Origin of the sequence: Heliomicrobium undosum, assembly GCF_009877425.1 — a bacterium.
Classification (GTDB): Bacteria; Bacillota; Desulfitobacteriia; order Heliobacteriales; family Heliobacteriaceae; genus Heliomicrobium; species Heliomicrobium undosum.
Window position 1 is genome coordinate 44,786 of record NZ_WXEY01000011.1, and the last position, 23,850, is coordinate 68,635.

The 23,850-nt window shown below is 58.5% G+C and carries 39 protein-coding genes and 1 pseudogene; all 40 read left to right on the top strand.

Annotated elements, in window-relative coordinates; genetic code table 11:
* The first annotated feature begins 346 nt into the window (after positions 1–346).
* The 40 genes and pseudogenes from rpsJ (at position 347) to GTO91_RS11250 (ending at position 23,494) form a co-directional block, all read left to right on the top strand.
* Positions 347–655: a 30S ribosomal protein S10 gene (gene rpsJ, locus GTO91_RS11055; protein ID WP_012282470.1), complete on the top strand. Its 309-nt coding sequence runs from the start codon at positions 347–349 to the stop codon at positions 653–655.
* A 30-nt stretch (positions 656–685) separates the two neighbouring features.
* Positions 686–1,318, top strand: a complete 633-nt coding sequence (gene rplC / locus GTO91_RS11060; RefSeq protein WP_161258778.1) for a 50S ribosomal protein L3 — start codon at positions 686–688, stop codon at positions 1,316–1,318.
* 28 nt (positions 1,319–1,346) lie between these two features.
* Positions 1,347–1,970 (top strand): 50S ribosomal protein L4, encoded by a 624-nt coding sequence (gene rplD / locus GTO91_RS11065; protein ID WP_161258779.1) that lies wholly within the window; start codon positions 1,347–1,349, stop codon positions 1,968–1,970.
* Positions 1,970–2,257, top strand: a complete 288-nt coding sequence (rplW, locus tag GTO91_RS11070; RefSeq protein WP_161258780.1) for a 50S ribosomal protein L23 — start codon at positions 1,970–1,972, stop codon at positions 2,255–2,257. The genes rplD and rplW overlap by 1 nt, the downstream gene beginning before the upstream one ends.
* Before the next feature lie 29 nt (positions 2,258–2,286).
* On the top strand, positions 2,287–3,114 hold the full coding sequence (rplB, locus tag GTO91_RS11075) for a 50S ribosomal protein L2 (protein ID WP_161258781.1): 828 nt from the start codon (positions 2,287–2,289) through the stop codon (positions 3,112–3,114).
* Positions 3,115–3,180: 66 nt separating this feature from the next.
* The gene (rpsS, locus tag GTO91_RS11080; protein WP_161258782.1) at positions 3,181–3,462 is read left to right on the top strand and encodes a 30S ribosomal protein S19; all 282 of its coding nucleotides are present in this window, start codon (positions 3,181–3,183) and stop codon (positions 3,460–3,462) included.
* Positions 3,463–3,488: 26 nt separating this feature from the next.
* Positions 3,489–3,827 (top strand): annotated as a pseudogene (gene rplV, locus GTO91_RS11085) (50S ribosomal protein L22); the annotation flags it as partial.
* Positions 3,828–3,914: 87 nt separating this feature from the next.
* Positions 3,915–4,670 carry a 30S ribosomal protein S3 gene (gene rpsC / locus GTO91_RS11090; RefSeq protein ID WP_161258784.1) on the top strand — a complete coding sequence of 252 codons (756 nt, stop codon included), beginning with the start codon at positions 3,915–3,917 and terminating at the stop codon, positions 4,668–4,670.
* A 3-nt stretch (positions 4,671–4,673) separates the two neighbouring features.
* Positions 4,674–5,108, top strand: coding sequence for a 50S ribosomal protein L16 (gene rplP, locus GTO91_RS11095; protein ID WP_161258785.1), 435 nt, complete (start codon positions 4,674–4,676; stop codon positions 5,106–5,108).
* Complete coding sequence (gene rpmC, locus GTO91_RS11100) at positions 5,098–5,301, top strand: 50S ribosomal protein L29 (RefSeq protein WP_161258786.1); 204 nt, start codon at positions 5,098–5,100, stop codon at positions 5,299–5,301. The genes rplP and rpmC overlap by 11 nt, the downstream gene beginning before the upstream one ends.
* A gap of 26 nt (positions 5,302–5,327) precedes the next feature.
* On the top strand, positions 5,328–5,591 hold the full coding sequence (gene rpsQ, locus GTO91_RS11105) for a 30S ribosomal protein S17 (protein ID WP_161258787.1): 264 nt from the start codon (positions 5,328–5,330) through the stop codon (positions 5,589–5,591).
* Between the two features lie 24 nt (positions 5,592–5,615).
* Positions 5,616–5,984 (top strand): 50S ribosomal protein L14, encoded by a 369-nt coding sequence (gene rplN / locus GTO91_RS11110; RefSeq protein ID WP_161258788.1) that lies wholly within the window; start codon positions 5,616–5,618, stop codon positions 5,982–5,984.
* An 18-nt stretch (positions 5,985–6,002) separates the two neighbouring features.
* Entirely contained in the window at positions 6,003–6,338 is a 336-nt protein-coding gene (gene rplX, locus GTO91_RS11115) for a 50S ribosomal protein L24 (RefSeq protein ID WP_161258789.1), read from the top strand.
* A 27-nt stretch (positions 6,339–6,365) separates the two neighbouring features.
* Entirely contained in the window at positions 6,366–6,908 is a 543-nt protein-coding gene (rplE, locus tag GTO91_RS11120; RefSeq protein ID WP_161258790.1) for a 50S ribosomal protein L5, read from the top strand.
* Between the two features lie 21 nt (positions 6,909–6,929).
* Complete coding sequence (locus GTO91_RS11125; protein WP_161258791.1) at positions 6,930–7,115, top strand: type Z 30S ribosomal protein S14; 186 nt, start codon at positions 6,930–6,932, stop codon at positions 7,113–7,115.
* Between the two features lie 27 nt (positions 7,116–7,142).
* Positions 7,143–7,541, top strand: a complete 399-nt coding sequence (gene rpsH / locus GTO91_RS11130; RefSeq protein WP_012282485.1) for a 30S ribosomal protein S8 — start codon at positions 7,143–7,145, stop codon at positions 7,539–7,541.
* A 45-nt stretch (positions 7,542–7,586) separates the two neighbouring features.
* Positions 7,587–8,138 (top strand): 50S ribosomal protein L6, encoded by a 552-nt coding sequence (gene rplF, locus GTO91_RS11135; protein WP_161258792.1) that lies wholly within the window; start codon positions 7,587–7,589, stop codon positions 8,136–8,138.
* 33 nt (positions 8,139–8,171) lie between these two features.
* Complete coding sequence (gene rplR, locus GTO91_RS11140) at positions 8,172–8,540, top strand: 50S ribosomal protein L18 (RefSeq protein WP_161258793.1); 369 nt, start codon at positions 8,172–8,174, stop codon at positions 8,538–8,540.
* Between the two features lie 26 nt (positions 8,541–8,566).
* Complete coding sequence (gene rpsE / locus GTO91_RS11145; protein WP_161258794.1) at positions 8,567–9,067, top strand: 30S ribosomal protein S5; 501 nt, start codon at positions 8,567–8,569, stop codon at positions 9,065–9,067.
* A gap of 11 nt (positions 9,068–9,078) precedes the next feature.
* On the top strand, positions 9,079–9,267 hold the full coding sequence (gene rpmD, locus GTO91_RS11150; protein ID WP_161258795.1) for a 50S ribosomal protein L30: 189 nt from the start codon (positions 9,079–9,081) through the stop codon (positions 9,265–9,267).
* Positions 9,268–9,285: 18 nt separating this feature from the next.
* Positions 9,286–9,729, top strand: a complete 444-nt coding sequence (rplO, locus tag GTO91_RS11155) for a 50S ribosomal protein L15 (protein WP_161258796.1) — start codon at positions 9,286–9,288, stop codon at positions 9,727–9,729.
* A gap of 12 nt (positions 9,730–9,741) precedes the next feature.
* Positions 9,742–11,001, top strand: a complete 1,260-nt coding sequence (gene secY / locus GTO91_RS11160) for a preprotein translocase subunit SecY (protein ID WP_161258846.1) — start codon at positions 9,742–9,744, stop codon at positions 10,999–11,001.
* Between the two features lie 129 nt (positions 11,002–11,130).
* On the top strand, positions 11,131–11,781 hold the full coding sequence (locus GTO91_RS11165; RefSeq protein WP_161258797.1) for an adenylate kinase: 651 nt from the start codon (positions 11,131–11,133) through the stop codon (positions 11,779–11,781).
* Positions 11,781–12,536 (top strand): type I methionyl aminopeptidase, encoded by a 756-nt coding sequence (gene map / locus GTO91_RS11170; RefSeq protein WP_161258798.1) that lies wholly within the window; start codon positions 11,781–11,783, stop codon positions 12,534–12,536. The genes GTO91_RS11165 and map overlap by 1 nt, the downstream gene beginning before the upstream one ends.
* A 2-nt stretch (positions 12,537–12,538) precedes the next feature.
* Complete coding sequence (locus GTO91_RS11175) at positions 12,539–12,829, top strand: KOW domain-containing RNA-binding protein (protein WP_161258799.1); 291 nt, start codon at positions 12,539–12,541, stop codon at positions 12,827–12,829.
* Positions 12,830–12,852: 23 nt separating this feature from the next.
* A complete protein-coding gene (gene infA, locus GTO91_RS11180) occupies positions 12,853–13,071 on the top strand; it encodes a translation initiation factor IF-1 (protein WP_012282495.1) in 219 nt (72 codons plus the stop codon).
* A 60-nt stretch (positions 13,072–13,131) separates the two neighbouring features.
* The gene (rpmJ, locus tag GTO91_RS11185) at positions 13,132–13,245 is read left to right on the top strand and encodes a 50S ribosomal protein L36 (RefSeq protein ID WP_012282496.1); all 114 of its coding nucleotides are present in this window, start codon (positions 13,132–13,134) and stop codon (positions 13,243–13,245) included.
* 24 nt (positions 13,246–13,269) lie between these two features.
* A complete protein-coding gene (gene rpsM / locus GTO91_RS11190) occupies positions 13,270–13,641 on the top strand; it encodes a 30S ribosomal protein S13 (protein ID WP_161258800.1) in 372 nt (123 codons plus the stop codon).
* An 18-nt stretch (positions 13,642–13,659) separates the two neighbouring features.
* Complete coding sequence (rpsK, locus tag GTO91_RS11195) at positions 13,660–14,055, top strand: 30S ribosomal protein S11 (protein WP_161258801.1); 396 nt, start codon at positions 13,660–13,662, stop codon at positions 14,053–14,055.
* Positions 14,056–14,084: 29 nt separating this feature from the next.
* Positions 14,085–14,711, top strand: a complete 627-nt coding sequence (gene rpsD / locus GTO91_RS11200) for a 30S ribosomal protein S4 (protein ID WP_161258802.1) — start codon at positions 14,085–14,087, stop codon at positions 14,709–14,711.
* Between the two features lie 45 nt (positions 14,712–14,756).
* Complete coding sequence (locus tag GTO91_RS11205) at positions 14,757–15,704, top strand: DNA-directed RNA polymerase subunit alpha (protein WP_161258803.1); 948 nt, start codon at positions 14,757–14,759, stop codon at positions 15,702–15,704.
* 30 nt (positions 15,705–15,734) lie between these two features.
* Positions 15,735–16,073 carry a 50S ribosomal protein L17 gene (gene rplQ / locus GTO91_RS11210; RefSeq protein ID WP_161258804.1) on the top strand — a complete coding sequence of 113 codons (339 nt, stop codon included), beginning with the start codon at positions 15,735–15,737 and terminating at the stop codon, positions 16,071–16,073.
* A 451-nt stretch (positions 16,074–16,524) separates the two neighbouring features.
* The gene (locus GTO91_RS11215) at positions 16,525–17,364 is read left to right on the top strand and encodes an energy-coupling factor transporter ATPase (RefSeq protein ID WP_407929524.1); all 840 of its coding nucleotides are present in this window, start codon (positions 16,525–16,527) and stop codon (positions 17,362–17,364) included.
* A complete protein-coding gene (locus GTO91_RS11220) occupies positions 17,340–18,275 on the top strand; it encodes an energy-coupling factor transporter ATPase (RefSeq protein ID WP_161258806.1) in 936 nt (311 codons plus the stop codon). Before GTO91_RS11215 ends, GTO91_RS11220 begins: the two co-directional genes overlap by 25 nt.
* Entirely contained in the window at positions 18,269–19,069 is an 801-nt protein-coding gene (locus tag GTO91_RS11225) for an energy-coupling factor transporter transmembrane component T family protein (protein WP_161258807.1), read from the top strand. Before GTO91_RS11220 ends, GTO91_RS11225 begins: the two co-directional genes overlap by 7 nt.
* Positions 19,066–19,845: a tRNA pseudouridine(38-40) synthase TruA gene (gene truA, locus GTO91_RS11230; RefSeq protein ID WP_161258808.1), complete on the top strand. Its 780-nt coding sequence runs from the start codon at positions 19,066–19,068 to the stop codon at positions 19,843–19,845. Before GTO91_RS11225 ends, truA begins: the two co-directional genes overlap by 4 nt.
* A gap of 219 nt (positions 19,846–20,064) precedes the next feature.
* Entirely contained in the window at positions 20,065–20,499 is a 435-nt protein-coding gene (gene rplM, locus GTO91_RS11235; protein WP_161258809.1) for a 50S ribosomal protein L13, read from the top strand.
* A gap of 18 nt (positions 20,500–20,517) precedes the next feature.
* Positions 20,518–20,910, top strand: coding sequence for a 30S ribosomal protein S9 (rpsI, locus tag GTO91_RS11240; RefSeq protein ID WP_161258810.1), 393 nt, complete (start codon positions 20,518–20,520; stop codon positions 20,908–20,910).
* Positions 20,911–21,188: 278 nt separating this feature from the next.
* The gene (locus GTO91_RS11245) at positions 21,189–22,016 is read left to right on the top strand and encodes a sensor histidine kinase (RefSeq protein ID WP_161258811.1); all 828 of its coding nucleotides are present in this window, start codon (positions 21,189–21,191) and stop codon (positions 22,014–22,016) included.
* A complete protein-coding gene (locus GTO91_RS11250) occupies positions 22,013–23,494 on the top strand; it encodes a sigma-54-dependent transcriptional regulator (RefSeq protein WP_161258812.1) in 1,482 nt (493 codons plus the stop codon). The genes GTO91_RS11245 and GTO91_RS11250 overlap by 4 nt, the downstream gene beginning before the upstream one ends.
* Positions 23,495–23,850: the final 356 nt, after the last annotated feature.

Below are 23,850 nucleotides of genomic sequence, written 5' to 3' on the forward strand. Positions count from 1 at the left end.
GAATTACCTCAGGCATCTTCTCCGGCGTCACATGACTACCCGCGTGGTAACCCTCGGCCTTTGATCAGTACCCGCACGCCAACAGCCCACTTCCCGCAGATTTTCCGAGAAATATTCAAATACGAAGCGAAAATCACTTGCATTTCCGAACACTTGGTGCTAAAATTTCATATTGTGGGTTGGCTTTGCGATGAAGCGAAAGGTTGCCCAACAATGGCTCGGGATTGGTGGGCGATGCTCTCTTTGTGTCTTTTTTACTTACGACACGCCCGAGAGCGTTGTTGGGGTAATTTTCGCGGAGAAGGTCCGTAATCAATCGGGCGAACAAAAGGAGGGACTTACCTACATGGGTAAACAAAAAATTCGGATCCGCCTCAAGGCTTTCGATCATCGGATTCTCGACCAGTCTTCCGAAAAGATCGTTGAAACCGCCAAGCGGACCGGCGCAGCGGTATCCGGTCCGATTCCGTTGCCGACGGAGAAGAGCATCTACACCATCCTGCGCTCTCCCCACGTCAACAAAGACTCCCGTGAGCAGTTTGAGATGCGCACCCACAAGCGCCTCATCGACATCCTCGAACCCAATCCGAAGACTGTCGATGCGCTCATGCGTCTGGACCTGCCGGCGGGCGTGGATATCGAAATCAAGCTGTAATCCTTTTGCTAGAGATGGGAGGTGTCATTGGTGGCTAAGAAAGGTCTTCTCGGACGGAAAATCGGTATGACGCAGGTATTTGCCGACAACGGTGTTGCTGTGCCCGTGACGGTTGTCCAGGCCGGCCCCTGTGTTGTCGTTCAGAAGAAAACCATGGAGAAGGACGGATACGAAGCTGTACAGATCGGTTTCGGCGATGTCCGTGAAAAACTGCTGAACAAGCCGAAAAAAGGTCACCTGAAAAACGCCGGCGTTCGCCTGGTTCGCGTTCTGCGCGAAATTAAGGTAGAGAGCATGGACGAGTATAAGGTGGGCCAAGAACTGAAAGCCGACGTCTTCTCCGCCGGTGAGTATGTTGATGTGGTTGGCACGTCCAAAGGCAAAGGTTTTGCCGGCGGCATCAAGCGCCACAACTTCAAGCGTGGACCGATGAAACACGGTTCCAAATACCACCGTCGCCCCGGTTCTGCCGGCGCCAAAGGTCCGGCCCGTATCTTCAAAGGCCGCAAGATGCCCGGTCGCCTGGGCAACGAGCGCGTCACCGTCCAAAAACTGCAAGTCGTCCGTGTCGACGCCGAGCGCAACCTGCTCCTGATCAAAGGCGCAGTGCCCGGTCCCAAGCGCGGCCTGCTGCTGATCAAAAACTCTGTCAAAGCCAAGTAATCAACCCCCGGAGAAAGGAGGACACGACATGCCGAAAGTAGCCGTTTACAACATCGAAGGCGCTCAGGTCGGTGAAATCGATCTGAACGATGAGATCTTTGGCATCGAGCCCAACGAGGCCGTCATGCACCAGGCCGTGGTTACCCAACTGGCCGCCTGGCGGCGCGGTACCCACAAGGTCAAGTCCCGTGGCGAAGTCTCCGGGGGCGGCAAAAAGCCCTGGAGACAAAAAGGCACCGGCCGCGCCCGCGCCGGCACCAGCCGTTCGCCCCTCTGGCGAGGCGGCGCAATCATCTTCGGGCCCCAGCCCCGCAGCTACAAGATCGCCATGCCGAAGAAGGCCCGCCGTCTGGCCCTCAAATCGGCCCTGTCGGACAAAGTCCGCGCCGGCAACCTGATCGTCGTCGACGCCCTGGAAATGGACGCCCCGAAGACGAAAGCCATCGCCGGTATCATGAACAAGCTCAACGTGGAACGCAAGGCCCTGTTGGTGACCGCCGACATCGACGAGAACGTCTTTAAGTCGGCCCGCAACATCCCCGGCGTTTCCCCCGTAGAAGCCGTTGGCATCAACGTCTATGACATCCTGAACCACGACAAACTGGTCATCACCAAAAATGCCGTGGCCAAGGTTGAGGAGGTGTTCGCCTGATGCGCAGCCCCTATGACGTTCTGAAAAAACCCGTTATCTCTGAACGGTCGATGGACTTGGCTCAGGAGAACAAATACACCTTCGTGGTGGAGCCGAAAGCCAACAAAATCGAGATCAAGCACGCTGTCGAACAGCTCTTCAACGTCAAGGTCCTCGACGTTCACACCATGAACGTCAAAGGCAAGCCCAAGCGGATGGGCAAGTACGCCGGTCGGACCGCTGACAAGAAGAAAGCCATCGTCACCCTGAAAGAGGGCGACAAGATCGAAATCTTCGAAGGCGTCTAAGTCTGGCTGGACCAAAGGAGGGAAACCGCGTGGCTGTGAAAAAGTTTAAGCCCACCTCGCCTGGTATCCGCCAGATGACGGTGGCGAGCTTTGATGAAATCACCAAGTCCCAACCGGAAAAATCGCTGCTCCAGCCTTTGAAAAAGAAGGCCGGACGCAACAACCAGGGCAAACTGACCGTTCGCCACCAGGGCGGCGGCCACAAGCGCATGTACCGGGTCATCGACTTCAAGCGGATCAAGGACGGCATTCCCGCCAAGGTCGCTTCCATCGAGTACGATCCGAACCGTACCTCGCGCATCGCCCTGCTCCACTACGCTGACGGCGACAAGCGCTACATCATCGCCCCCAACGGGCTGAACGTGGGCGACACCGTCGTCTCCGGTCCTGACGCCGACATCAAGACCGGCAACTGCCTGCCCCTGAAGAACATCCCCGTCGGCACCCTGATCCACTGCATCGAGATGCGCCCCGGCAAAGGCGGCCAACTCGTCCGTTCCGCCGGCGCCGCTGCCCAGCTCATGGCTAAGGAAGGCGACCACGCCACCCTGCGCCTGCCCTCCGGCGAAATGCGCAAGGTGCTGGCCGAGTGCCGCGCCACCATCGGTCAGATGGGCAACCTCGAACATGAAAACATCACCATCGGCAAAGCCGGCCGGAAGCGTTGGATGGGCATCCGTCCCACCGTCCGCGGTGTTGTCATGAACCCCGTCGATCACCCCCATGGCGGTGGTGAAGGCCGTTCCCCCATCGGACGCAAAGCGCCCGTCACCCCCTGGGGCAAAGTGGCCATCGGCGGCAAGACCCGTCGGAAGAAGTCTTCTGACAAGCTGATCATCAAACGCCGCACCAAGTAATTTGGTTCGGTGATACGGAGCGGGTAACACCACTCGCCACCCCGACACCAGAAGGGAGGATCGTGCATGGGCCGTTCTCTGAAAAAAGGACCTTATGTTGAAACCAGCCTGATTAAAAAGGTTGAGGAACTGAATCAAAAGAACGAGAAACGGGTCATCAAGACCTGGTCCCGGCGCTCGACCATTTTTCCGCAATTTGTCGGTCACACCTTCGCTGTCCATGACGGGCGCAAACACATCCCCGTCTACGTGACCGAAGACATGGTCGGCCACAAACTGGGCGAATTCGCCCCGACCCGGACCTTCAAAGGCCATGCCGGTTCGGAGAAATCCAGCCGTCTGCGCTAGGCCAAGGGAGAAGAGGAGGAAGGCCAATGGAAGCCAAAACCGCCCAAGCGGTGGCCAAGTACGTCCGCACCTCTCCCCGGAAGGTACGTCAAGTCATTGACCTCATTCGGGGCAAATCGGTAGCCGACGCCTTTGCCATTTTGAAATTCACCCCCGTGAAAAGCGCCGCTGACGTTGCGAAAGTCCTCAAATCGGCTGTCGCCAACGCCGAGCACAACTACGAGATGAACACGGCCGATCTCTATGTGAAGACCTGCTTTGTCGACCAGGGTCCCAGCATGAAACGGATCAGCCCCCGCGCCCAAGGCCGCGCCGATGTCATCAAGAAGCGCATGAGCCACATCACCGTCATTGTCGCCGAAAAGCCCGCCAAGCCCGCAGCCGCCAAGAAGGACCCCAAAGCCGCTGCTGCGAAGGCCGAGGCCAACGCCGGGACGAAGGAGGGATAAGCCGTGGGTCAAAAGGTCAATCCGAAAGGATTGCGGATTGGCATCATCAAGGACTGGGATGCCCGGTGGTTCGCTGGCAAAAACTACGCCGAACTGCTGCATGAAGACCTCAAAATCCGCAAATTTGTCAAATCGAAGCTCTATGCCGCCGGCATTCCCCGCATCGAGATCGAGCGGGCCGCCAACCGCGTCAAGGTGACCATCCACACCGCCAAGCCGGGCATCGTTATCGGCCGCGGCGGCGCCGAGGTGGAAAACCTGCGCAAAGAGCTGGAAAAAATGACGGGTCGCGCCGTCAACATCAATATCGCCGAAGTGAAAAAGCCTGAACTGGACGCCCAACTCGTCGCCGAGAACGTGGCTGCCCAGTTGGAAAAGCGGACCTCCTTCCGCCGGGCCATGAAACAGTCCGTCGGCCGCACCATGCGCCTTGGCGCCGAAGGCATCAAGATCATGGTCTCCGGTCGCCTCGGCGGCGCTGAGATCGCCCGGACCGAATGGTACAACGAAGGTAAGGTTCCCCTCCACACCCTCCGCGCCGATATCGACTACGGCTTCGCTGAAGCCCGCACCACCTATGGCATCATCGGCGTCAAGGTTTGGATCTACAAAGGCGAAATCCTGCCGGGCGCCAAGAACCGCACCGGTGAAACCCGTGAGCCTGCCGAGCGCGCTGAGCGTCCTGAACGTTCCGACCGTCGCGATCGCCGCCCCCGTGGTGACCGCCGGCCGCCTGCCGCCGCGGAAGGAGGGAAATAACCCATGTTGCTGCCGAAACGCGTCAAGTGGCGTCGGGTGCAACGGGGCCGTCTGAAAGGCAAGTCCAAAGGCGGCAACAGCGTCGCTTTTGGTGAATACGGCCTGCAAGCCCTTGAAGCCGCCTGGATCACCAGCCGCCAGATCGAAGCCGCTCGTATCGCCATGACCCGCTACATCAAACGGGGCGGTAAAGTCTGGATCAAGATTTTCCCCGACAAGCCTGTAACGGCCAAACCGGCTGAAACCCGGATGGGTTCCGGTAAAGGCTCTCCCGAATACTGGGTTGCCGTTGTCAAACCGGGCCGGATCATGTTCGAACTGGCCGGCGTTCCTGAAGATATCGCCAAGGAAGCCATGCGCCTGGCCATGCACAAGCTGCCCATTAAGTGCAAGTTTGTAAAACGGGAAGAAGTGGGTGGTGAAGCGAATGAAAGCTAAAGAACTGCATGACCTGAGCACGGAAGAACTGCAGAAACAGCTCACCAACTTCAAAGACGAGCTCTTCCGCCTCCGCTTTCAACTTGCTACCCAACAGTTGGAGAACCCCATGCGGATCCGGGACGTGCGCAAAAACATCGCCCGGACGCAAACAGTCCTCCGTCAACGAGAACTGGAAGCCCAAAAGGCTTAGTGCAGCGGGTAAGGAGGTAAGAAGCAGTGTCCGAACGTGCCGAACGAAAGACTCGCATCGGTAAAGTCACGAGCAACAAGATGGAAAAGACCGTCGTTGTCGCCGTTGAAAGCCGCATCCAGCACCCCCTGTACGGCCGTACCGTCAAGCAGACGAAGAAATTCAAGGCCCATGATGAAGAAAACGCCTGCCAAATCGGCGATGTCGTAGAAATCATGGAAACCCGTCCCCTCTCCAAGGAAAAGCGCTGGCGGGTTACCCGTATCGTCGAAAAGGCCGTCATCGTATAAACCACGGCATAGGAGGTTACCGTCGTGATCCAGCAAGAAACTCGACTCCGGGTCGGTGACAACACCGGAGCCAAAGAGTTGTTGTGCATCCGTGTGTTGGGCGGCTCCTACCGGAGGTATGCCTCTGTTGGCGACATCATCGTCGCTTCCGTTAAAGAGGCAACGCCCGGCGGCGTGGTTAAAAAGGGAGACGTCGTCAAAGCCGTGGTTGTCCGGACCCGGAAACCGATCAAACGGCCTGACGGCTCCTACATCCGCTTCAGCGAAAACGCCGCTGTCATCATCAATGATCAAAAAAACCCGAAGGGGACCCGTATCTTCGGGCCCGTGGCCCGCGAACTTCGCGACCGCGATTTCATGAAGATCATTTCGTTGGCCCCCGAAGTACTGTAGGGTGGAGGTGAAAGCACCATGGCCAACCCGAAAGTCCATGTAAGAAAAGGCGATCTGGTACAGGTCATCACCGGCAAGGATGCTGGCAAAAAAGGCAAAATCATTGAAGTGATTCCCGCCAAAAACCGGGTTGTCGTTGAGAAGGTCAACGTCGTCAAACGGCACTCGAAGCCCAGCAAAGCCAATCCCCAGGGTGGCATCATCGAGAAAGAGGCGCCGATCGACGCTTCCAACGTGATGATCTTCTGCCCCAAATGCGACCGGCCGGTGCGCAGCGGTCACAAGTTCCTGGAAAACGGCGACAAGGCTCGCATCTGCCGCAAATGCGGCGACGTGCTTGACAAAGACAAGTAAAGCCTCGTCCGAGAGGAGGTCAGCAGATTGGCCCGTCTGAAAGAGAAGATTCAAACCGATGTCAACGCTGCTATGATGCAGCGGTTCGGATATAAGAACGTCATGCAGATCCCTCGCCTGGAAAAAGTCGTCGTCAACATGGGCCTCGGGGAAGCGATTCAAAACCCCAAAGGTCTTGACGCGGCTGTAGGCGACCTGACCCGCATCACCGGTCAGAAACCGGTCATCACGACGGCGAAGAAATCCATCGCCGGCTTCAAACTGCGGGAAGGCATGAAGATCGGCTGCAAGGTGACCTTGCGTGGCGACAAGATGTACGACTTCGTCGACAAGCTCGTCACCGTGTCTCTGCCCCGCGTCCGCGATTTCCGCGGCATCAGCCCCAAGTCCTTCGACGGTCGCGGCAACTACACCCTCGGCCTGAAGGAACAACTGATTTTCCCCGAAATTGAGTACGATAAAATCGACCGTATGCGCGGTATGGACGTCACATTTGTGACGACGGCCAAGACCGACGAAGAAGCCCGTGAACTCCTTCGGCTGATCGGAATGCCGTTCCGCGCCGAATAAGGCATTACAGGAGGGAATCTCGTGGCAAAAACATCCATGATCGTGAAACAAAGCCGTTCCCCCAAATTTCGCGTCCGCGCCCACAACCGCTGCAAGATCTGCGGACGCCCCCACGCTTATATGCGTAAATTTGGGATGTGCCGGATTTGCTTCCGCAACCTGGCCTACAAAGGGGAAATCCCCGGCGTGACCAAGGCCAGTTGGTAAAGATACACGGAAGGGGGTACCAGCCCAATGGTCATGACCGATCCAATCGCGGATTTCCTGACACGGATCCGCAATGCCAATATGGTTTACCATGACAAAGTGGAAGTTCCGGCTTCCAAAGTCAAGCGGGCCATCGCAGAAATCTTCAAGAACGAAGGTTACGTCAAAGACGTGGAATACGTCGAAGACAACAAGCAAGGCTTGCTCCGCATCTACCTGAAGTTCGGCCCCAACCGTGAGAAAGTCATCACCGGCGTCAAGCGGATCTCCAAGCCGGGCCTGCGCGTCTACGCCCGCAAAGAAGAGATCCCCAAGGTCCTCGGCGGACTGGGTGTCGCCGTTCTCTCGACCTCGCAAGGCATCATGAGCGACAAAGCCGCTCGCAAAGCCGGCCTGGGCGGAGAAGTTCTCTGCTACATCTGGTAACAGACCCACCATCGAACCGAATCGCACACAGCAGGAGGTGTGACCATGTCACGGATCGGCAAGAAACCCGTGGCGATCCCGGCCGGCGTCAACGTGACGATTGAAGGCAACGTCGTTACGGTGAAAGGACCGAAGGGCCAACTCAGCCGGGAGCTCCATAAAGACATCATCGTCACGGTGGAAGGCAACACCGTCCAGGTTACGCGCCCCAGCGACGATAAATTCCATCGCTCCCTTCATGGCCTGAGCCGCACCCTCGTCGCCAATATGGTCGACGGCGTGTCTACCGGCTTCAGCAAAAACCTGGAACTGGTCGGCGTCGGCTACCGGGCGGCCAAGCAGGGCAAGAAGCTCGTCCTCACGGTCGGCTACAGCCACCCGGTCGAGATCGACCCCGGTGAAGGCCTTGAAGTGGAAGTCCCTGTTCCGACGAAGGTCATCGTCAAAGGGATCGACAAGGAAAAAGTGGGCGCGCTGGCGGCCAACATCCGCGCCGTACGAGAGCCCGAACCCTATAAGGGCAAGGGCATCAAGTATGATACCGAAGTGATCCGCCGCAAAGTCGGTAAGACCGGCGGTAAAAAAGGCAAGAAATAAGCCCTAACCCGAGGTCGAAGGGAGTGAGCCCGAGTGATCAAAAAGCTTGACCGCGATGCCGCACGTCAGAAGAAACACATGCGGATTCGCAAACGGGTGCAGGGCACTGAAGAACGTCCCCGCCTGTGTGTCTTCCGCAGTCTGAATCATATCTACGCCCAAGTGGTCAATGATGTCACCGGCCGGACCCTGGTGGCCGCCTCCAGCCTCGACGGCGACTTCAAGGCAGCCAACGTATCCGGCGGGAACATCGAAGGGGCCAAAAAGGTCGGCGAACTCGTCGCCAAGAAAGCCCTGGAAAAAGGCATCGACAAAGTGGTCTTTGACCGCGGCGGTTATATCTACCACGGCCGGATCGCAGCTCTGGCCGAAGCAGCCCGGGAAGCGGGGCTTCAATTCTAAGCGTCCCGCATAAAGGAGGGAAAAGAATGGCAAGAATAGACGCGAGTGGTCTGGAACTTCAGGAAAAAGTCGTCTACATCAACCGCGTGGCGAAAGTCGTCAAGGGCGGTCGCCGTTTCTCCTTCAGCGCCCTGGTTGTTGTCGGCGACGGCAAAGGCCACGTAGGCTTCGGCCTCGGCAAGGCCGGCGAAGTGCCTGAAGCGATCCGCAAAGGCGTTGAAGACGCGAAAAAGAACCTGATCGTCGTCCCCATGGTCGGTACGACCATCCCCCATCCCACCCTCGGCGTATTCGGCGCCGGCCGGGTGTTGCTCAAGCCGGCTTCCAAAGGTACCGGCGTCATCGCCGGCGGCCCTGTCCGCGCCGTCCTTGAACTGGCTGGGATTCACGATATCCTCACCAAATCCCTGGGTTCCAACAACGCCAACAACATGGTGCGCGCCACCATGGAAGGCCTGCGCAGCCTGAAGCGCGCCGAAGAGGTCGCCAAACTGCGCGGCAAGACGGTCGAAGAGATTACTGGTTAGGAGGGTCAACCGTGGCCAACAAACTTAAGATCACCTGGGTGAAAAGCGCCATCGGTTACTCCAAGAACCAGAAACTCACCGTGGCCACCCTGGGTCTCAAAAAGCTCCATCAATCGGTCCTCCATGACGATACCCCCGCCATCCGCGGCATGATTCGCACGGTCAACCACCTGGTGACCGTGGAAGAAGTGGAAGCCTAACGCAAGGAGGTGTACCCTTTGCAACTCCATGAACTGAAACCGGCACCGGGGTCGCGGCAAAAACCGACCCGGAAAGGGCAAGGCACCGGTTCCGGCTTGGGCAAAACGGCCGGCCGGGGTCACAAAGGTCAAAAAGCCCGTTCCGGCGGCGGCGTCCGCCCCGGCTTCGAAGGCGGCCAACAACCGCTGCAGCGCCGGCTCCCCAAGCGCGGCTTCACCAATGCCCGCTTTAAAAAGGAATTCGCCATCATCAACGTGGGCGACCTCGATGTCTTCGAGGCCGGCACCGTGGTGACGCCGGAACTGCTTCTGGAACGGAAAATGATCAAGAAGCTGAAGGACGGCGTCAAACTGCTGGCCGACGGCAACATCGAAAAAGCCTTGACGGTAAAACTCCATGGGGTGAGTGAGGCTGCGGCGGAGAAGATCAAAGCTGCCGGCGGCCAAGTAGAGGTGATGTAAGACATGTCCACTCTGGTGGGCACTCTGCAAAATGCCTGGAAACTGCCCGATCTGCGGAGCAAGATCGTCTTCACCCTGATGATGTTCCTTGTCTTCCGCATCGGCGCCCACATCCCCGTGCCAGGCATCAACCGTGAAGTGATCGAACAACTGTTGAACTCGGGGGCCCTCTTCGGCTTTTTTGACGTGATCTCGGGCGGCTCCTTCCGAAACTTCTCCGTCTTTGCCATGAGCATCACCCCTTACATCAACGCGTCGATCATCATGCAGCTCCTCACCGTCGTCATCCCCTCACTGGAACAACTGGCCAAGGAGGGGGAAGAGGGTCGGAGAAAAATCACCGAATACACCCGCTACTTCACCATCATCCTGGCCTTCATTCAGGCCATCGGTCTCTCCTATGGTCTGAAAGGCGCTGTTGCCAACCCGAGCTTCGCCCAGTACCTGCTCGTCGCCACCACCCTGACGGCCGGCACGGTTTTCCTCATGTGGATCGGCGAACGGATCACCGAGAAAGGCATCGGCAACGGGATCTCGCTGATCATCTTCGCCGGTATCGTCTCCCGTCTCCCCGCCGGTATCGCGGCACTCTATGAGTATGTCCGCGTCGGCACCACCAACGTGCTGAACGTTCTGCTCTTCGTGATCATCGCCGGCGTCACCATCGCCGGGATCATCTACATCAGCGAAGGGCAGCGCCGGATTCCTGTCAACTACGCCAAACGGGTTGTCGGACGTCGCGTCTACGGCGGGCACAGCACCCACATCCCCTTGAAGGTCAACCAGGCTGGTGTCATCCCCGTCATCTTCGCCTCCTCCATCCTGGCTCTGCCGACGACCATCGCCGCCTTCTTCCCAGAATCCCCGGTGGGACAGTGGTTTCAGCAGTATTTCAACTTCGGTTCCTTCCTGCATAGCGCCTTCTATGCGCTGCTGATCCTCTTCTTCACCTACTTCTACACCGCCATCACCTTCAACCCGGTCGATGTGGCTGACAATATGAAGAAGCATGGCGGTTTCATCCCCGGGCTGCGTCCCGGCAAACCGACAGCCGACTACATCACCAGGGTGATGTCGCGCATCACGCTGGTTGGCGCGCTGTTCCTGGCGGTCATCTCCCTGCTGCCGACCTTCGTCATCATGTTGACCGGCATCACCAACATCTACTTCGGCGGCACGGCGCTGTTGATCTGCGTCGGCGTTGCCCTAGACACGATGAAACAGCTGGAATCAAACATGTTGATGCGGCATTACCAAGGATTCATGAAATAGAAGTATATAGAGTGTGGGCATGTCCTAGGACGGAGGAAACCTGTCTAGGAGCGGCAAGGACACATTCCGGACCTGCCCGCAGCAACCATCCCCGCCGGTATGGGCGGGGGATTTACGGAGGGATATACCGTGAACGTATTGCTGATGGGTCCGCCGGGCGCCGGCAAAGGGACTCAAGCCGAAATGCTGGTGAGCCGGTTTGCCATTCCCCACATTTCCACCGGCGACATGTTTCGCGCAGCCATCAAAAACGGAACGGAACTGGGTCGGAAGGCCAAAGCCTTCATGGATGCCGGTCAACTCGTTCCCGATGAAGTAACCATCGGGATCGTGCGGGAACGCCTGGCCCAGGACGATTGCCGCCAAGGCTTTCTCCTGGACGGCTTCCCCCGGACCGTGCCGCAGGCTGACGCGCTGGAAGAAACCCTGAAGGAACTGGGCCTGGAACTGGATGCCGTCGTCGACATCCATGTGCCCCGGGAAAAGCTGATCGAGCGGCTGACCGGTCGCCGCATCTGCCGCCAGTGCGGCGCCACCTACCACGTCGTCTTCAACCCGCCCCCGACTGAGGGCGCCTGTGGCAAGTGTGGCGGCGAGCTGTACCAGCGCAGCGACGACTCCCGCGAAACGGCGGAAAACCGTCTTGACGTGTACACCCGGCAGACCCAACCCCTCATCGAATACTATGAGGCCAAAGGACGCTACAAGCGAATCAACGGGGAACAGGACATGGCGTCGGTGTTCAAGGACATCTGCGCCGCCCTGGGGAGAGACGCCTGATGATCGTCTTGAAAGCCGCCCGGGAACTCGATTACATGCGGGACGCCGGGCGGATTGTGGCCGAGACCTTGCGAGAGATGGAAAAAGCGGTGGAGCCGGGGGTGACCACGGCAGACCTGGACCGGAAGGCGGAGGATTACATCCGCGCCAAGGGCGCCAAGCCCGCCTTCAAAGGCTACCAGGGCTTCCCCGCCACCATCTGCGCCTCCATCAACGAACAAGTCGTTCATGGCATTCCAGGTTTACGGCACTTGCAAACGGGGGATATTATCAGTATTGACGTTGGCGCCTCTGTCAATGATTACCATGGCGACGCAGCGATCACGCTGCCCGTCGGGGAGATTGACGAGGAGCTGCAACGCCTGCTGGACGTGACGCGCCGTTCCCTGGAGATCGGCATCGAACAGGCGAAAGTAGGCAACCGTCTCTTTGATATATCTCATGCCATTCAGAACTATGTTGAAGGAAACGGGTTTTCCGTTGTCCGCCAATTTGTGGGCCACGGCATCGGTAAAAAGATGCATGAAGAGCCGCAGGTGCCCAACTTTGGGCCGGCTGGACGGGGACCGCGGCTTCAAGCGGGCATGACGCTGGCCATCGAACCGATGGTCAACGCAGGAACCTGGGAAGTCGAAACCAAGGAAGACCAGTGGACGGTGGTCACGAAAGACCGCAAACCGTCCGCCCATTTTGAGCATACCATCGCCCTTACTGATGATGGACCGGAAATACTCACACGCCTCCATGGTAAGTGACTATGACGGTACGGTGCGTCAAGCCAGGCGAGCTGGTGCGTTCTCAAGCCGGAAGGGATGGGGATAAGCATTTCATCGTGCTCAACATCCTTGATCCCGATTACCTTCTAATTGCGGACGGACACTATCGCAAAGTGGAAAATCCCAAGAAGAAGAAGATCAAACACCTCCGGTGCACCGGCTTGGTGGCAACGGAAATCGGCGAAATGCTTCAACAGGGCAAAACTCCTGCCAACGCCCAGGTCTCCGGTGCGCTCCGCCGACTGCTGGAGACCTTGGAGACCGGTTCGTAAAATCAAGGAGGCTGGAATTCCTTATGTCCAAAACGGACGTGATTGAAGTCGAGGGTCGCGTAGTCGAGCCCTTGCCGAACGCAATGTTCACCGTGGAGTTGGAGAACGGCCACAAGGTCCTCGCCCATGTGTCGGGAAAAATTCGGATGAACTTCATCCGGATCCTGCCCGGCGACCGGGTGACGGTCGAATTGTCGCCCTATGATCTCACCCGCGGACGGATCACCTACCGGTTCAAGTAAGGTCGTAGTATACTTGAACGGTCATCATACAAGCCGTCGATCCCCCGAGGAGGAACGAAGATGAAAGTGCGGCCTTCAGTGAAGACGATCTGTGACAAATGCAAGATCATCAAGCGCAAAGGCAAAGTCATGGTCATTTGCGAGAACCCGAAACACAAGCAAAAACAAGGTTAATAATCGGGAGGTGCACACACCACTATGGCACGTATTGCCGGCATCGACCTGCCCAGGGACAAGCGGATTGCAATCGCGCTGACCTACATTTTTGGGATCGGTCGTCCCACCGCCGACAAGATCCTGGCTGAAACCGGCATCAACCCCGACACGCGGACCCGCGATCTGACCGATGAAGAAGTGGCCCGCCTGCGGGAATACATCGATAAGAACGTGGAAGTCGAAGGGGATCTCCGCCGGGAAGTTTCCCTGAACATCAAGCGCCTCATGGAGATCGGCTGCTACCGCGGCCTTCGCCATCGCCGCGGGCTCCCCGTCCGTGGTCAGCGCACCAAGACGAACGCCCGCACGCGCAAAGGTCCCGCCCGGACCGTTGCCGGCAAGAAGAAGAAGTAAAGGGGGTCATCACCGGATATGGCAGCAGCACGTCGCGTAACCCGCACCAAGCGGAAAGAACGCAAGCATGTGGACCGTGGTGTGGCCCACATCAAGTCCACCTTCAACAACACCATCGTCACCATCACCGACCCCAACGGCAACACCCTCTCCTGGGCTTCTGCCGGCGTCCTGGGCTTCAAGGGTTCGAGAAAGTCGACGCCCTTCGCCGCCCAGATGGCCGCCGAATCGGCTGCCAAGGAAGCCATGGAGCATGGCCTGCGGGAAGTCGAATGCCTGGTCAAAGGCCCTGGTTCCGGCCGGGAAGCGGCCATCCGCTCCCTGCAAGCCGCTGGCCTGGAAGTCAACATGATCAAAGACGTTACCCCCATCCCCCACAACGGATGCCGGCCGCCGAAGCGTCGCCGCGTCTAATCTGAACACCTAGGAGGTGCATCCGCAGAATGGCACGTTATACCGGTCCGGTCTGTCGCCTTTGCCGGCGGGAGGGGGCCAAATTATACCTCAAAGGGGATCGCTGCTACACGGGCAAGTGCGCCGTTGACCGCCGCACCTACGCGCCGGGTCAGCACGGCCAAGGCCGTAAGAAAATCTCCGAATATGGCCTGCAGTTGCGGGAAAAACAAAAAGCCCGCCGGGTGTACGGCATTCTGGAAGGCCAATTCCGCACCTATTTCGCTGAGGCTGACCGCCAGCAAGGCGTCACCGGCGAAAACCTGCTCCGCCTTCTGGAAACCCGTATGGACAACGTCGTCTTCCGGCTCGGCTTTGCTCGTTCCCGGAATGAGGCCCGTCAATTTGTTCTGCACAACCACTTTACCCTGAACGGGAAGAAAGTAAACATCGCCTCCATCCAACTGCGGGTGGGAGATGTGATCCAACTGAAAGAGAAGAGCAAGGATACGCCGCTCTTCAAGGAAATCGTCGATGGCCTCGGCCAGAAAACCCCGCCGGCTTGGTTAGAGCTCGATGTCAACACCCTGTCCGGACGGGTCGTCGCCCTGCCCAAACGGGAAGACATTGACACGAACCTGCAAGAACACCTGATCGTCGAATTGTACTCCCGCTAGTATTAGGGGTTTTCCGATTCAAGCCAAGGGAGGGTTCAGCAGTACATGCTGGAAATCGAAAAACCGAAGATCGAGTGTGTCGCCCGGAGTGACGACGCCACCTACGGTAAGTTTGTGGTCGAGCCTCTGGAGCGAGGTTACGGGGTGACCCTGGGCAACTCCCTTCGTCGCATTCTCCTTACCTCCCTGTTCGGGGCCGCCGTTACTTCGGTGAAGATCGAGGGTGTTCTTCACGAGTTCTCTACGATACCCGGCGTTGTCGAAGACACGACGGATATCATCCTGAATCTCAAGCAGCTTGCCATCAAGATGCATACCGAGGAACCGCGGGTTGTCCGGGTTGAGTTCGAGGGGCAAGGGGTCGTCACCGCAGAGGACATCCTCACCGATGCCGATGTGGAGATCCTCAACCCCGACCAGGTCATCGCCACCGTCGATAAAGGCGGCCGTCTCTTCATGGAGATCACTGTGGAGAAGAGCCGCGGCTACATCACGGCCACCAAACACCGGAAATCGGAGCACATCATCGGCGTGATCCCCATCGACGCCAACTTCTCGCCGGTCCGCAAGGTCAACTACCGCGTCGAGGATACCCGCGTCGGCCAGATCACCAACTATGATCGCCTGATTCTTGAAGTTTGGACGAATGGCAGCCTGACGCCCGAAGAAGCCATCAGTTGGTCGGCCAAGATCATGAACGACTATCTCAAGCTCTTCGTCGGCCTGACGGAGAACACGGAGAACGTGGAGATCATGGTCGAGAAGGAAGAACGTCCCCAGGACAAGATCCTTGAGATGACCATCGAGGAACTGGACCTGTCTGTTCGCTCCTACAACTGCCTGAAGCGGGCCGGGATCAACACCGTGAAGGACCTGACCAATAAGACGGAAGAAGACATGATCAAGGTGCGCAACCTTGGCCGCAAATCCCTTGAGGAAGTCGACGCCAAGTTGGCTGCCCTTGGTCTGTCGTTGCGTAAATCGGAAGACTAAATCTAGCCCCGTCGCAAAGGAGGGAATCGAGTGCCCTACCGTAAATTCAGCCGTCCGACCAACCATCGCCGGGCGTTGCTGCGCAACATCACCACCTCCCTGCTCAAGCACGGGAAGATTGTGACCACCGAGCCGAAGGCCAAAGAACTGCGCCGGATCGCCGACAAGATGATCACCCTGGGCAAACAAGGCGATATCCATTCGCGCCGTCAAGCCCTGGCGTTCATCCAGGAAGAATCGGTCGTCACCCAACTGTTCAAGGAAATCGCCCCCAAATACGCCACACGGCAAGGCGGTTACACCCGCGTCCTGAAGGCCGGGTTCCGCCGCGGCGACGCTGCCCCCATGTGCATCGTCGAGCTCGTCTAATCCTTTAGCCCGCTTTGGCGGGCTATTGGCGTGTGTCCTTTTTGTTACGAGGTCAGGGCCGTTGATCCGCTGGATCAGGGGTTCCTGGCTTTCCTTTTAGGCGGCGTGTATTGCGCGACGGGGTGGAATGGCTCCGCTCGCTAAGGGCTGCGCGGCTACTCGCTTGTCTGCTACGCTAGGACGCCAAATCTTCCGGGCTATTCTGCATGTCATGGCGTCCTTTACGCTTCGCAGCCTGCGCTCGCTTACGCCGCTCCGCCCAAATCGCTCGCTGCGCCATTCCACCCCTATGCGACTATTGCCGCGCGAGTGATTCCGCCACTCCTTCCCGATGCCACCCCGCGCGGGAATCCCCTTTTCAATACCCATAGACCGATTATGACCCGTTGATCGATGGATTTGACCCATAGACCCTAACGTCAATCGGCCTCGATGAATGGGGGACTCTTCTTTGATCAGCGTTGAAAACGTAAGCTTTCAATATCGGAACCCTGACGGTGACGCCATCCAGGCGCTATCGAATGTATCGCTCACGATCCGCCCCGGCGAGTGGGTGGCAATCCTCGGGGCCAACGGGTCTGGGAAGTCGACCCTGGCGAAGCATTTGAATGCCTTGCTGACGCCTGCCGAGGGGCGGGTGCTGGTGGAGGGGATGGATACCAAGGACGCCCAGCAGCGCTATGACATCCGTCGGCGGGTGGGGATGGTATTTCAGAACCCTGACAACCAGTTAGTGGCGACGACGGTGGAGGAGGATGTGGCCTTTGGGCCGGAGAATATCGGCCTGCCTTCAGAGGAGATTCGGCGGCGCGTCGCTGAGGCGTTAGCGGTTGTCGGCTTGCAGTCCCTGCGGGAGCGTCCGCCCCATGACCTGTCAGGCGGGCAGAAGCAGCGGGTGGCGATTGCCGGCGCTTTGGCGCTTCAGCCGGCCTATCTGGTCTTTGACGAAGCCACGTCGATGCTAGACCCTCAGAGCCGCCGCGAGGTGCTCCAGACGGTCCGTCGCTTACATAAGGAACTTGGGATGACGGTCATCACGATCACCCATGACATGGATGAGGCGGCGGAGGCGGAACGGGTCGTCGTCATGTCACAAGGTAGGGTGGTCTTTGACGGCCTGCCCGAGTCTCTCTTTCAAGAGGAAAGCCTCTTGGAACAGGCTGGTTTGGAACCGCCGCCGTCTGCCCAAATCGCCCGTCGCTTGCGGGAGAGGGGATTGACGATCCCCCTGGAAGCAGTCACGATGGAAAAGTTGGTGAGTGCCCTGTGCCGATTGCAATCCGACAACTGAGTCATGTCTACAAAGCGGGGACGCCGCTGGCGGTCAGGGCGCTCTTTGACGTCGATCTGTCTGTCCGTGACGGGGAACTGGTCGGCATCGTGGGACGCACCGGTTCAGGGAAGTCGACGCTGATCCAGCATCTCAATGGGCTCTTGCTGCCCACCTCCGGCGCTGTCGTCGTTGATGAAATCACGGTTAGCGGTTCCGATGACAAGGGTTCGCATCCCAGAGGCCCCCATGCCAAAGGCACCCCTCCCAAAGGCACAAACGCTACTAACAAAGACGCCTTTCGCCGGTTGCGCCAGCGGGTGGGCATCGTCTTTCAATACCCGGAGCATCAACTCTTCGATGAAACCGTCTATGACGACATCGCCTTCGGACCCCGCAACCTCCGCCTCGACGAAGAGGAAGTGGAGCGCCGGGTGCGTGAGGCGATGGACTTGGTCGGTTTGGACGTCGAAGCGATGGCAAAGCGTTCTCCCTTGCAACTGAGCGGCGGTCAGAAACGGAGGGTGGCCCTGGCCGGCGTCTTGGCCATGGGCCCCCAAAAGTTGATCCTTGATGAGCCGACGGCCGGTCTCGACCCGCAGGGGCGGCGCAGGTTGCTGGCTTTGATCGATGACCTCCACCGCCGCCAGGGCATGACCATCCTCATGGTCAGCCACCACATGGAAGAGGTCGCCCAGCTGGCCGACCGTTTGGCGATCATGGACCAGGGGCGGCTTGTGCTGCAAGGGTCGCCTGTAGAGGTCTTCGCGGCAGCAGACAGGATCGCTGACCTCGGCCTGGAACTGCCCTTTGCCGCGCGGCTTTTGCACCGCTTGCGCCAGGAGGGAGTGCCTGTCCACAAGCAGGCTGTCGACATGGAAGGCGCTGCAGAGGAGATTTTACGGGCGCTGGGGGTGGGACAGCCATGCTGAAAGACATCACCCTCGGCCAGTATGTGCCGCTCGATTCGCCGGTTCACCGCCTTGATCCGCGCACCAAATTGATGGCGACGCTGCTCTTCAGCATCACCCTCTTTCTGTTGCCCACGCTGATCTCTGTCACCCTGGCCGGTCTGCCCATCATCATCGCAGTCGTGGCGTCCCGGTTGCCGGTCCACTACATCCTGCGGGGGATCAAGCCGCTCTGGATCTTCATCGTCTTCACCCTGCTCGTCCATCTGTTGAGTACGCCGGGGGAGACGGCGGTCCGGCTCGGCCCTTTCGATATCACCTGGGAAGGGCTTCAGCAGGGGGCCATGGTGAGCCTGCGGCTGGTCTGGCTCTACGCAGCCACATCGCTGCTGACGCTGAGCACATCGCCCATCGCCCTCACCGACGGTTTAGAACGACTTCTTTCCCCAGGGAAAAAATTCGGCTTGCCGGCCCACGAGTTCGCCATGATGACATCGATCGCCTTGCGGTTCATCCCGACGCTGATCGAGGAGACCGAAAAGATCATGAAAGCCCAGTCCTCACGGGGCGCCGAATTCGAGAGCGGCAGCTTGGTGGCGCGGGTGAAAAGCCTGGTCCCCCTGATGGTGCCGCTGCTGCTTTCCGCCTTCCGCCGGGCCGATGAACTGGCCATGGCCATGGAAGCCCGCTGCTACCGCGGCGGCGAAGGGCGCACCCGCATGCGACCCCTCGCGATGACGCGACAGGACTATGCCGTCACCGGCGCTGTCCTGGGTTTCTTTACCCTGATGTGTCTCTGGAGATATGCCTTATGAGCGAACGCCGCCTAAAACTGACCGTGGCCTATGACGGGACCTGCTACCACGGCTTTCAGACCCAGGAGGACCCCGCCCTTCCCACCATTCAGGACGAGTTGGTCCGGGCGATCAGAGTCCTGACCGGTGAGGAGGCCAAGGTGAACTGCGCCGGTCGCACCGACGCCGGTGTCCATGCCCGTGGGCAGGTCGTCGACTTTGTCACGGCGTCACGGATCCCCGACGACCGTTTTCCCTTTGCCATGAACACGCTCCTGCCGTCGGACATCGCCGTCGTCGCGGCGAAGACAGTGCCCTCGGAGTTTCACTCCCGCTTCGGCGCCCTTGGCAAGCACTACCGCTACACCATCTACAACCACCGCATCCCATCGCCCTTTCACCGGCGCTACTCCCACCAGGTCTTTCCGCCCCTCCGTTTCGAGGCCATGGCGGCGGCGGCGCAATGCTTTGTCGGAACCCATGACTTTCGCGGTTTTTGCGCCACCGGCACCCCCGTCAAGGACTTTGTTCGCACCGTCTACCGCTGCGACCTGACAAGGCAGGAGGAGCACCGGCTGGTCTTGGACGTGATGGGCAATGGCTTTTTGTACAATATGATCCGCATCATCGCCGGCACCCTGATCGATGTAGGCAAGGGGAAAATAGCCCCCGAGGAGATCCCTGCGATCATTGCCTCCCGTGACCGCACCCGGGCGGGGACTACAGCGCCGCCGCAGGGACTTTGCTTGATGAAGGTATGGCATGATCCCCTTGACTTTCCGTTCAACGTAAAATAAAATGTTATAGTGAGTTTTTCTCCAAAACTTCTACTAGCCCCAGAAGTCCGGAGAAAGTCCCTTCACTGAAAAACCACCGGAGGCGTTTCCTTTCATCAGTGACACGCCAGGCGGAGTGGGTGGGCAGGTCCCGGCGTTGCGGGCGGCGACGACCGGCCAAACGAATGCAGGGCCGCCCCGATAGGATAAACAGGACGATACCTTTGAGGAGGGAACGCGATGAGCACCTTCATGGCCAAGGCCGAAGACGTCGAACGCAAGTGGTACGTCATCGACGCCGCCGACAAGCCTCTGGGCCGGGTCGCTTCCGAGGCTGCCCGCTTGCTGCGCGGAAAGCATAAACCCATTTTCACGCCCCATGTGGACACCGGCGACCATGTCATCATCATCAACGCCGAAAAAGTGGCGTTGACCGGCAAGAAACTGACCCAAAAGATGTACTACCACCATTCCCGCTACCCTGGTGGGATGACCCTGATCAACTACGGCACCCTGCTGAAGACCAAACCCGAGCGCGCCGTGGAAAAAGCGATCAAGGGCATGCTGCCCAAGAACCGCCTGGGCGAGCAGATGTATCGCAAGCTCAATGTCTACAAAGGCGGCGAGCATCCCCATCAGGCCCAAAAACCGGAAGCCTGGACCATTCGCGATTAGGGAAGGAGGTAGTGACCTGTGGCTCAAGTGCAATTTTTAGGGACTGGCCGCCGGAAGAAGTCGGTCGCCCGCGTGCGTCTCGTTCCCGGCGAAGGCAAGTTCCTCGTCAATAACCGTTCCCTGATGGAGTACTTCGGGAAGAAAACCCTGGAGATGATCGTCCGTCAGCCTCTCGATCTGACCAAGAGCGAAGGCCGTTTCGACGTCCTGTGCAACGTCCATGGCGGCGGCACCACCGGACAAGCCGGCGCCATCCGCCTCGGCATCGCCCGGGCGCTGTTGAAAGCCGATATCGGCCTGCGTCCCGTCCTCAAGCGCGCCGGATTCCTCACCCGCGACCCCCGGGCGAAGGAACGGAAAAAGTACGGCCTCAAAGCGGCCCGCCGCGCTCCCCAGTTCTCCAAGCGCTAATTTGTCTCCATGTCGATGCCGGCCTCGAATATCATTCGAAGCTGGACCCGACAGGCACAAAAACGCAAAGTCACAGAAAAAGCGAACCTGCATAGGTTCGCTTTTTTTATTCCGCCTTTTGCATGCGCTTCGCGCCATTGATGAAGAGGGTTTGTCGCCGTCGACGGAGAATAAGCTTTGATGAAGTCTATCGATTGACGACTTATTAAAGTATGTCATCATATAACCAACGAAAGTGATTATCCCTGCGTTTACATACCGAAAGGAACAAGCGTGAGGTGAGAGACATCGAGATGGACAGCAGGCGCGATGTTTCCATTGGTATGCCCGAGGATAGCCGGGCGCGGAAACCCCAAAGAGAGGTTCTCGAATGGGACGAGCAGGCGGAACGGATGGCATCGCTGGGGCGGATCGCCACCGGGATCGCCCATGAGATCAACCAGCCCCTCAACTCACTGAAGGTGATCGCCGACAGCATGCTCTACTGGCACAGAAAAGGAAAACCTGCCGACATCGAAAAAATCATGGAGAATGTGAGCCGTATATCGGCCCAGGCCGATCGGATCAACGACATCATTCAACATATTCGCACCTTTGTGCGCAATCAGACCCCCGTAGATCCGAGGCCCTGCCAGGTTAACGTGGCAGTGGAAGGCGCACTGGCGCTGCTCGGCAGCCAACTTTCCTCGCACGGGATTGTCGTCAAAACCTGCCTTGACCCTTCGCTGACGCAGATTCTGGCGGTGAGCAACCGGCTGGAAGAGGTGATCATCAACCTGGTCGTCAACGCCATGCACGCCCTCGACAGCGTGGAACGGCTGGAAAAGCGTATCTGTATCTCCACCCGGCAGGCGGGAAGCCGGGTCATCCTGGAAGTGGAAGACAACGGCTGCGGCATCGGAGAAGAACTGCGTGGGCGGATATTTGAACCCTTTTTTACGACCAAACCGATCGAGGGGATGGGCCTCGGCCTCTCCATTGTCCATTCTGTCGTCACATCTTTTCAGGGGTGTATCGACACCGTCGCCAACGCTGATTGCGGCGCCACCTTCCGCGTTACTTTTCCCACCTATGCCGGACATGCAGGAGAGGGGGCGCAGGGATGAACATCCTCTTGGTCGACGACGATTTGGACAGCCGCGCCTGCATCGGCGATTTTCTGCGCGATCTCGGGCATGCTGTCGACGAATGTGACAACGGAAGAGAAGCCTTAACCCGCTATTACCAGGGCGCCTACGCGATGGTGCTCTCCGATATCCGCATGCCCCTCTTGTCGGGGCTCGACCTGCTGCAGACGATCATGGCCCAGCCTTCCGGACAGGATACGGCTGTCGTCCTTTTCACCGGCCACGGCGATGTGGAGTCCGCTGTCTCGGCCCTGCGCGCCGGCGCCAGCGACTACCTGCTCAAACCGATCAACGTGGAGCAACTGGCCGTCATCACCGAGCGGATCGCCGCCCGCCAAGTTTGGAACCCCAAGCCCCGCCGGAGCAGCGGCGTCGCGCCGGTGGAGGTCAAAGAGGCCATCGTGACGGAGCCGGGCCAGACGCGGGTGGTCATTCACTCGGCCACCTTGAGCGGCATCGGCATCTTTTCAGAGACCATGCGGTCGATTGTCCAGTCGGCCCTCAAGTTCCACACGGACCGATCCATACCGGTGCTCATCGAAAGAGAAACGGGGACAGGCAAAGAGGTCATCTCCAGGTTGATCCACTTTGGCAGCATCGAAGAATCGGCGCCCTTCATCGATATCAACTGCGCCGCCCTGACGAGCACACTCTTTGAGAGCGAACTATTCGGCTATGAGGCCGGCGCCTTCACCGGCGGCCTGACCAAGGGACAGCGGGGCAAACTGGACCTGGCCCAGGGCGGTACGCTTTTTCTCGACGAGGTAGGCGAACTGGCCCTTGAACTGCAGGGCAAGCTCCTGCGGGTGATCCAGGAAAAGGAGTACTATCGCGTCGGCGGACTGAAAAAGGTTGCCGCCAATGTGCGGATCATCTGCGCCACCAACCAGGATTTAGAGAAAAACGTATCCGAAGGCCGCTTTCGCAAAGACCTGTTCTATCGCCTCCGGGTAGGCCACATCCAATTGCCGCCGCTACGTCGGCGTCCCGACGACATCGTCCCGCTGGCGGGCATGTTCCTGCGGGCGGCGGCCAAACAGAAACAAAAACGGTTTAAGCGGATCAGCACGGAAGCGGCCATGATTCTTCTCGATTACCCCTGGCCGGGCAATGTGCGCGAACTGCGCAACACCATGGAATGGGTCGTCTTCATGTTTGACGAGGAGGAACTCCAGCCGACCCACCTGGCTCTGTTGCAGGCGTCGCGTCCGCAGTCGTTGGTCGCGCAATCGCCCGAAACCCCCAGCCTCGATCCCTACCGGTTCAGCCTGCCTGCCAAGGGTTTTGAATTGGAGGACTTTGTTGATCGCATCGTCAGTGAGGCCTTGCAAATGCACCGGGGGAATAAGACAGAGACTGCCCGCTATCTGGGCATTTCCCGCCGATCCCTCTACTGTCGGCTGGAAAGGATACAGAACCGCTTCAAAGGCGTGGCCAATGTTGAGGGATGGAAATAGGCGTGTCTCGGTAAATAAAACCGTGAACTCCGTAAATAAACCCTGAAAAATCTAAAGAAACGCCGCTGGTCGATAGAGAGGACGCAGCGGCGTTTTGCTTAGCTCCCTGCGAGAGCGCGCGAAAACGTACAGATGCACCGATCGGTGCACCGATCCGTACACGCCGCACTGTCCAGGGCGACGCGAAGCCGATGCCCGTTGCATTCACTCAGCGAAAATTTGTTAAGAATTGATGGAATTACAAGGGCCTCTCAAAAAAATATGGCGCCCACTCCTCGTTGGCACGGATTTTGCATTAATAAATAATAGGACCCAAGTCTTATGGGGCCATTGAAAATGCAGAAGGAGGACATCAG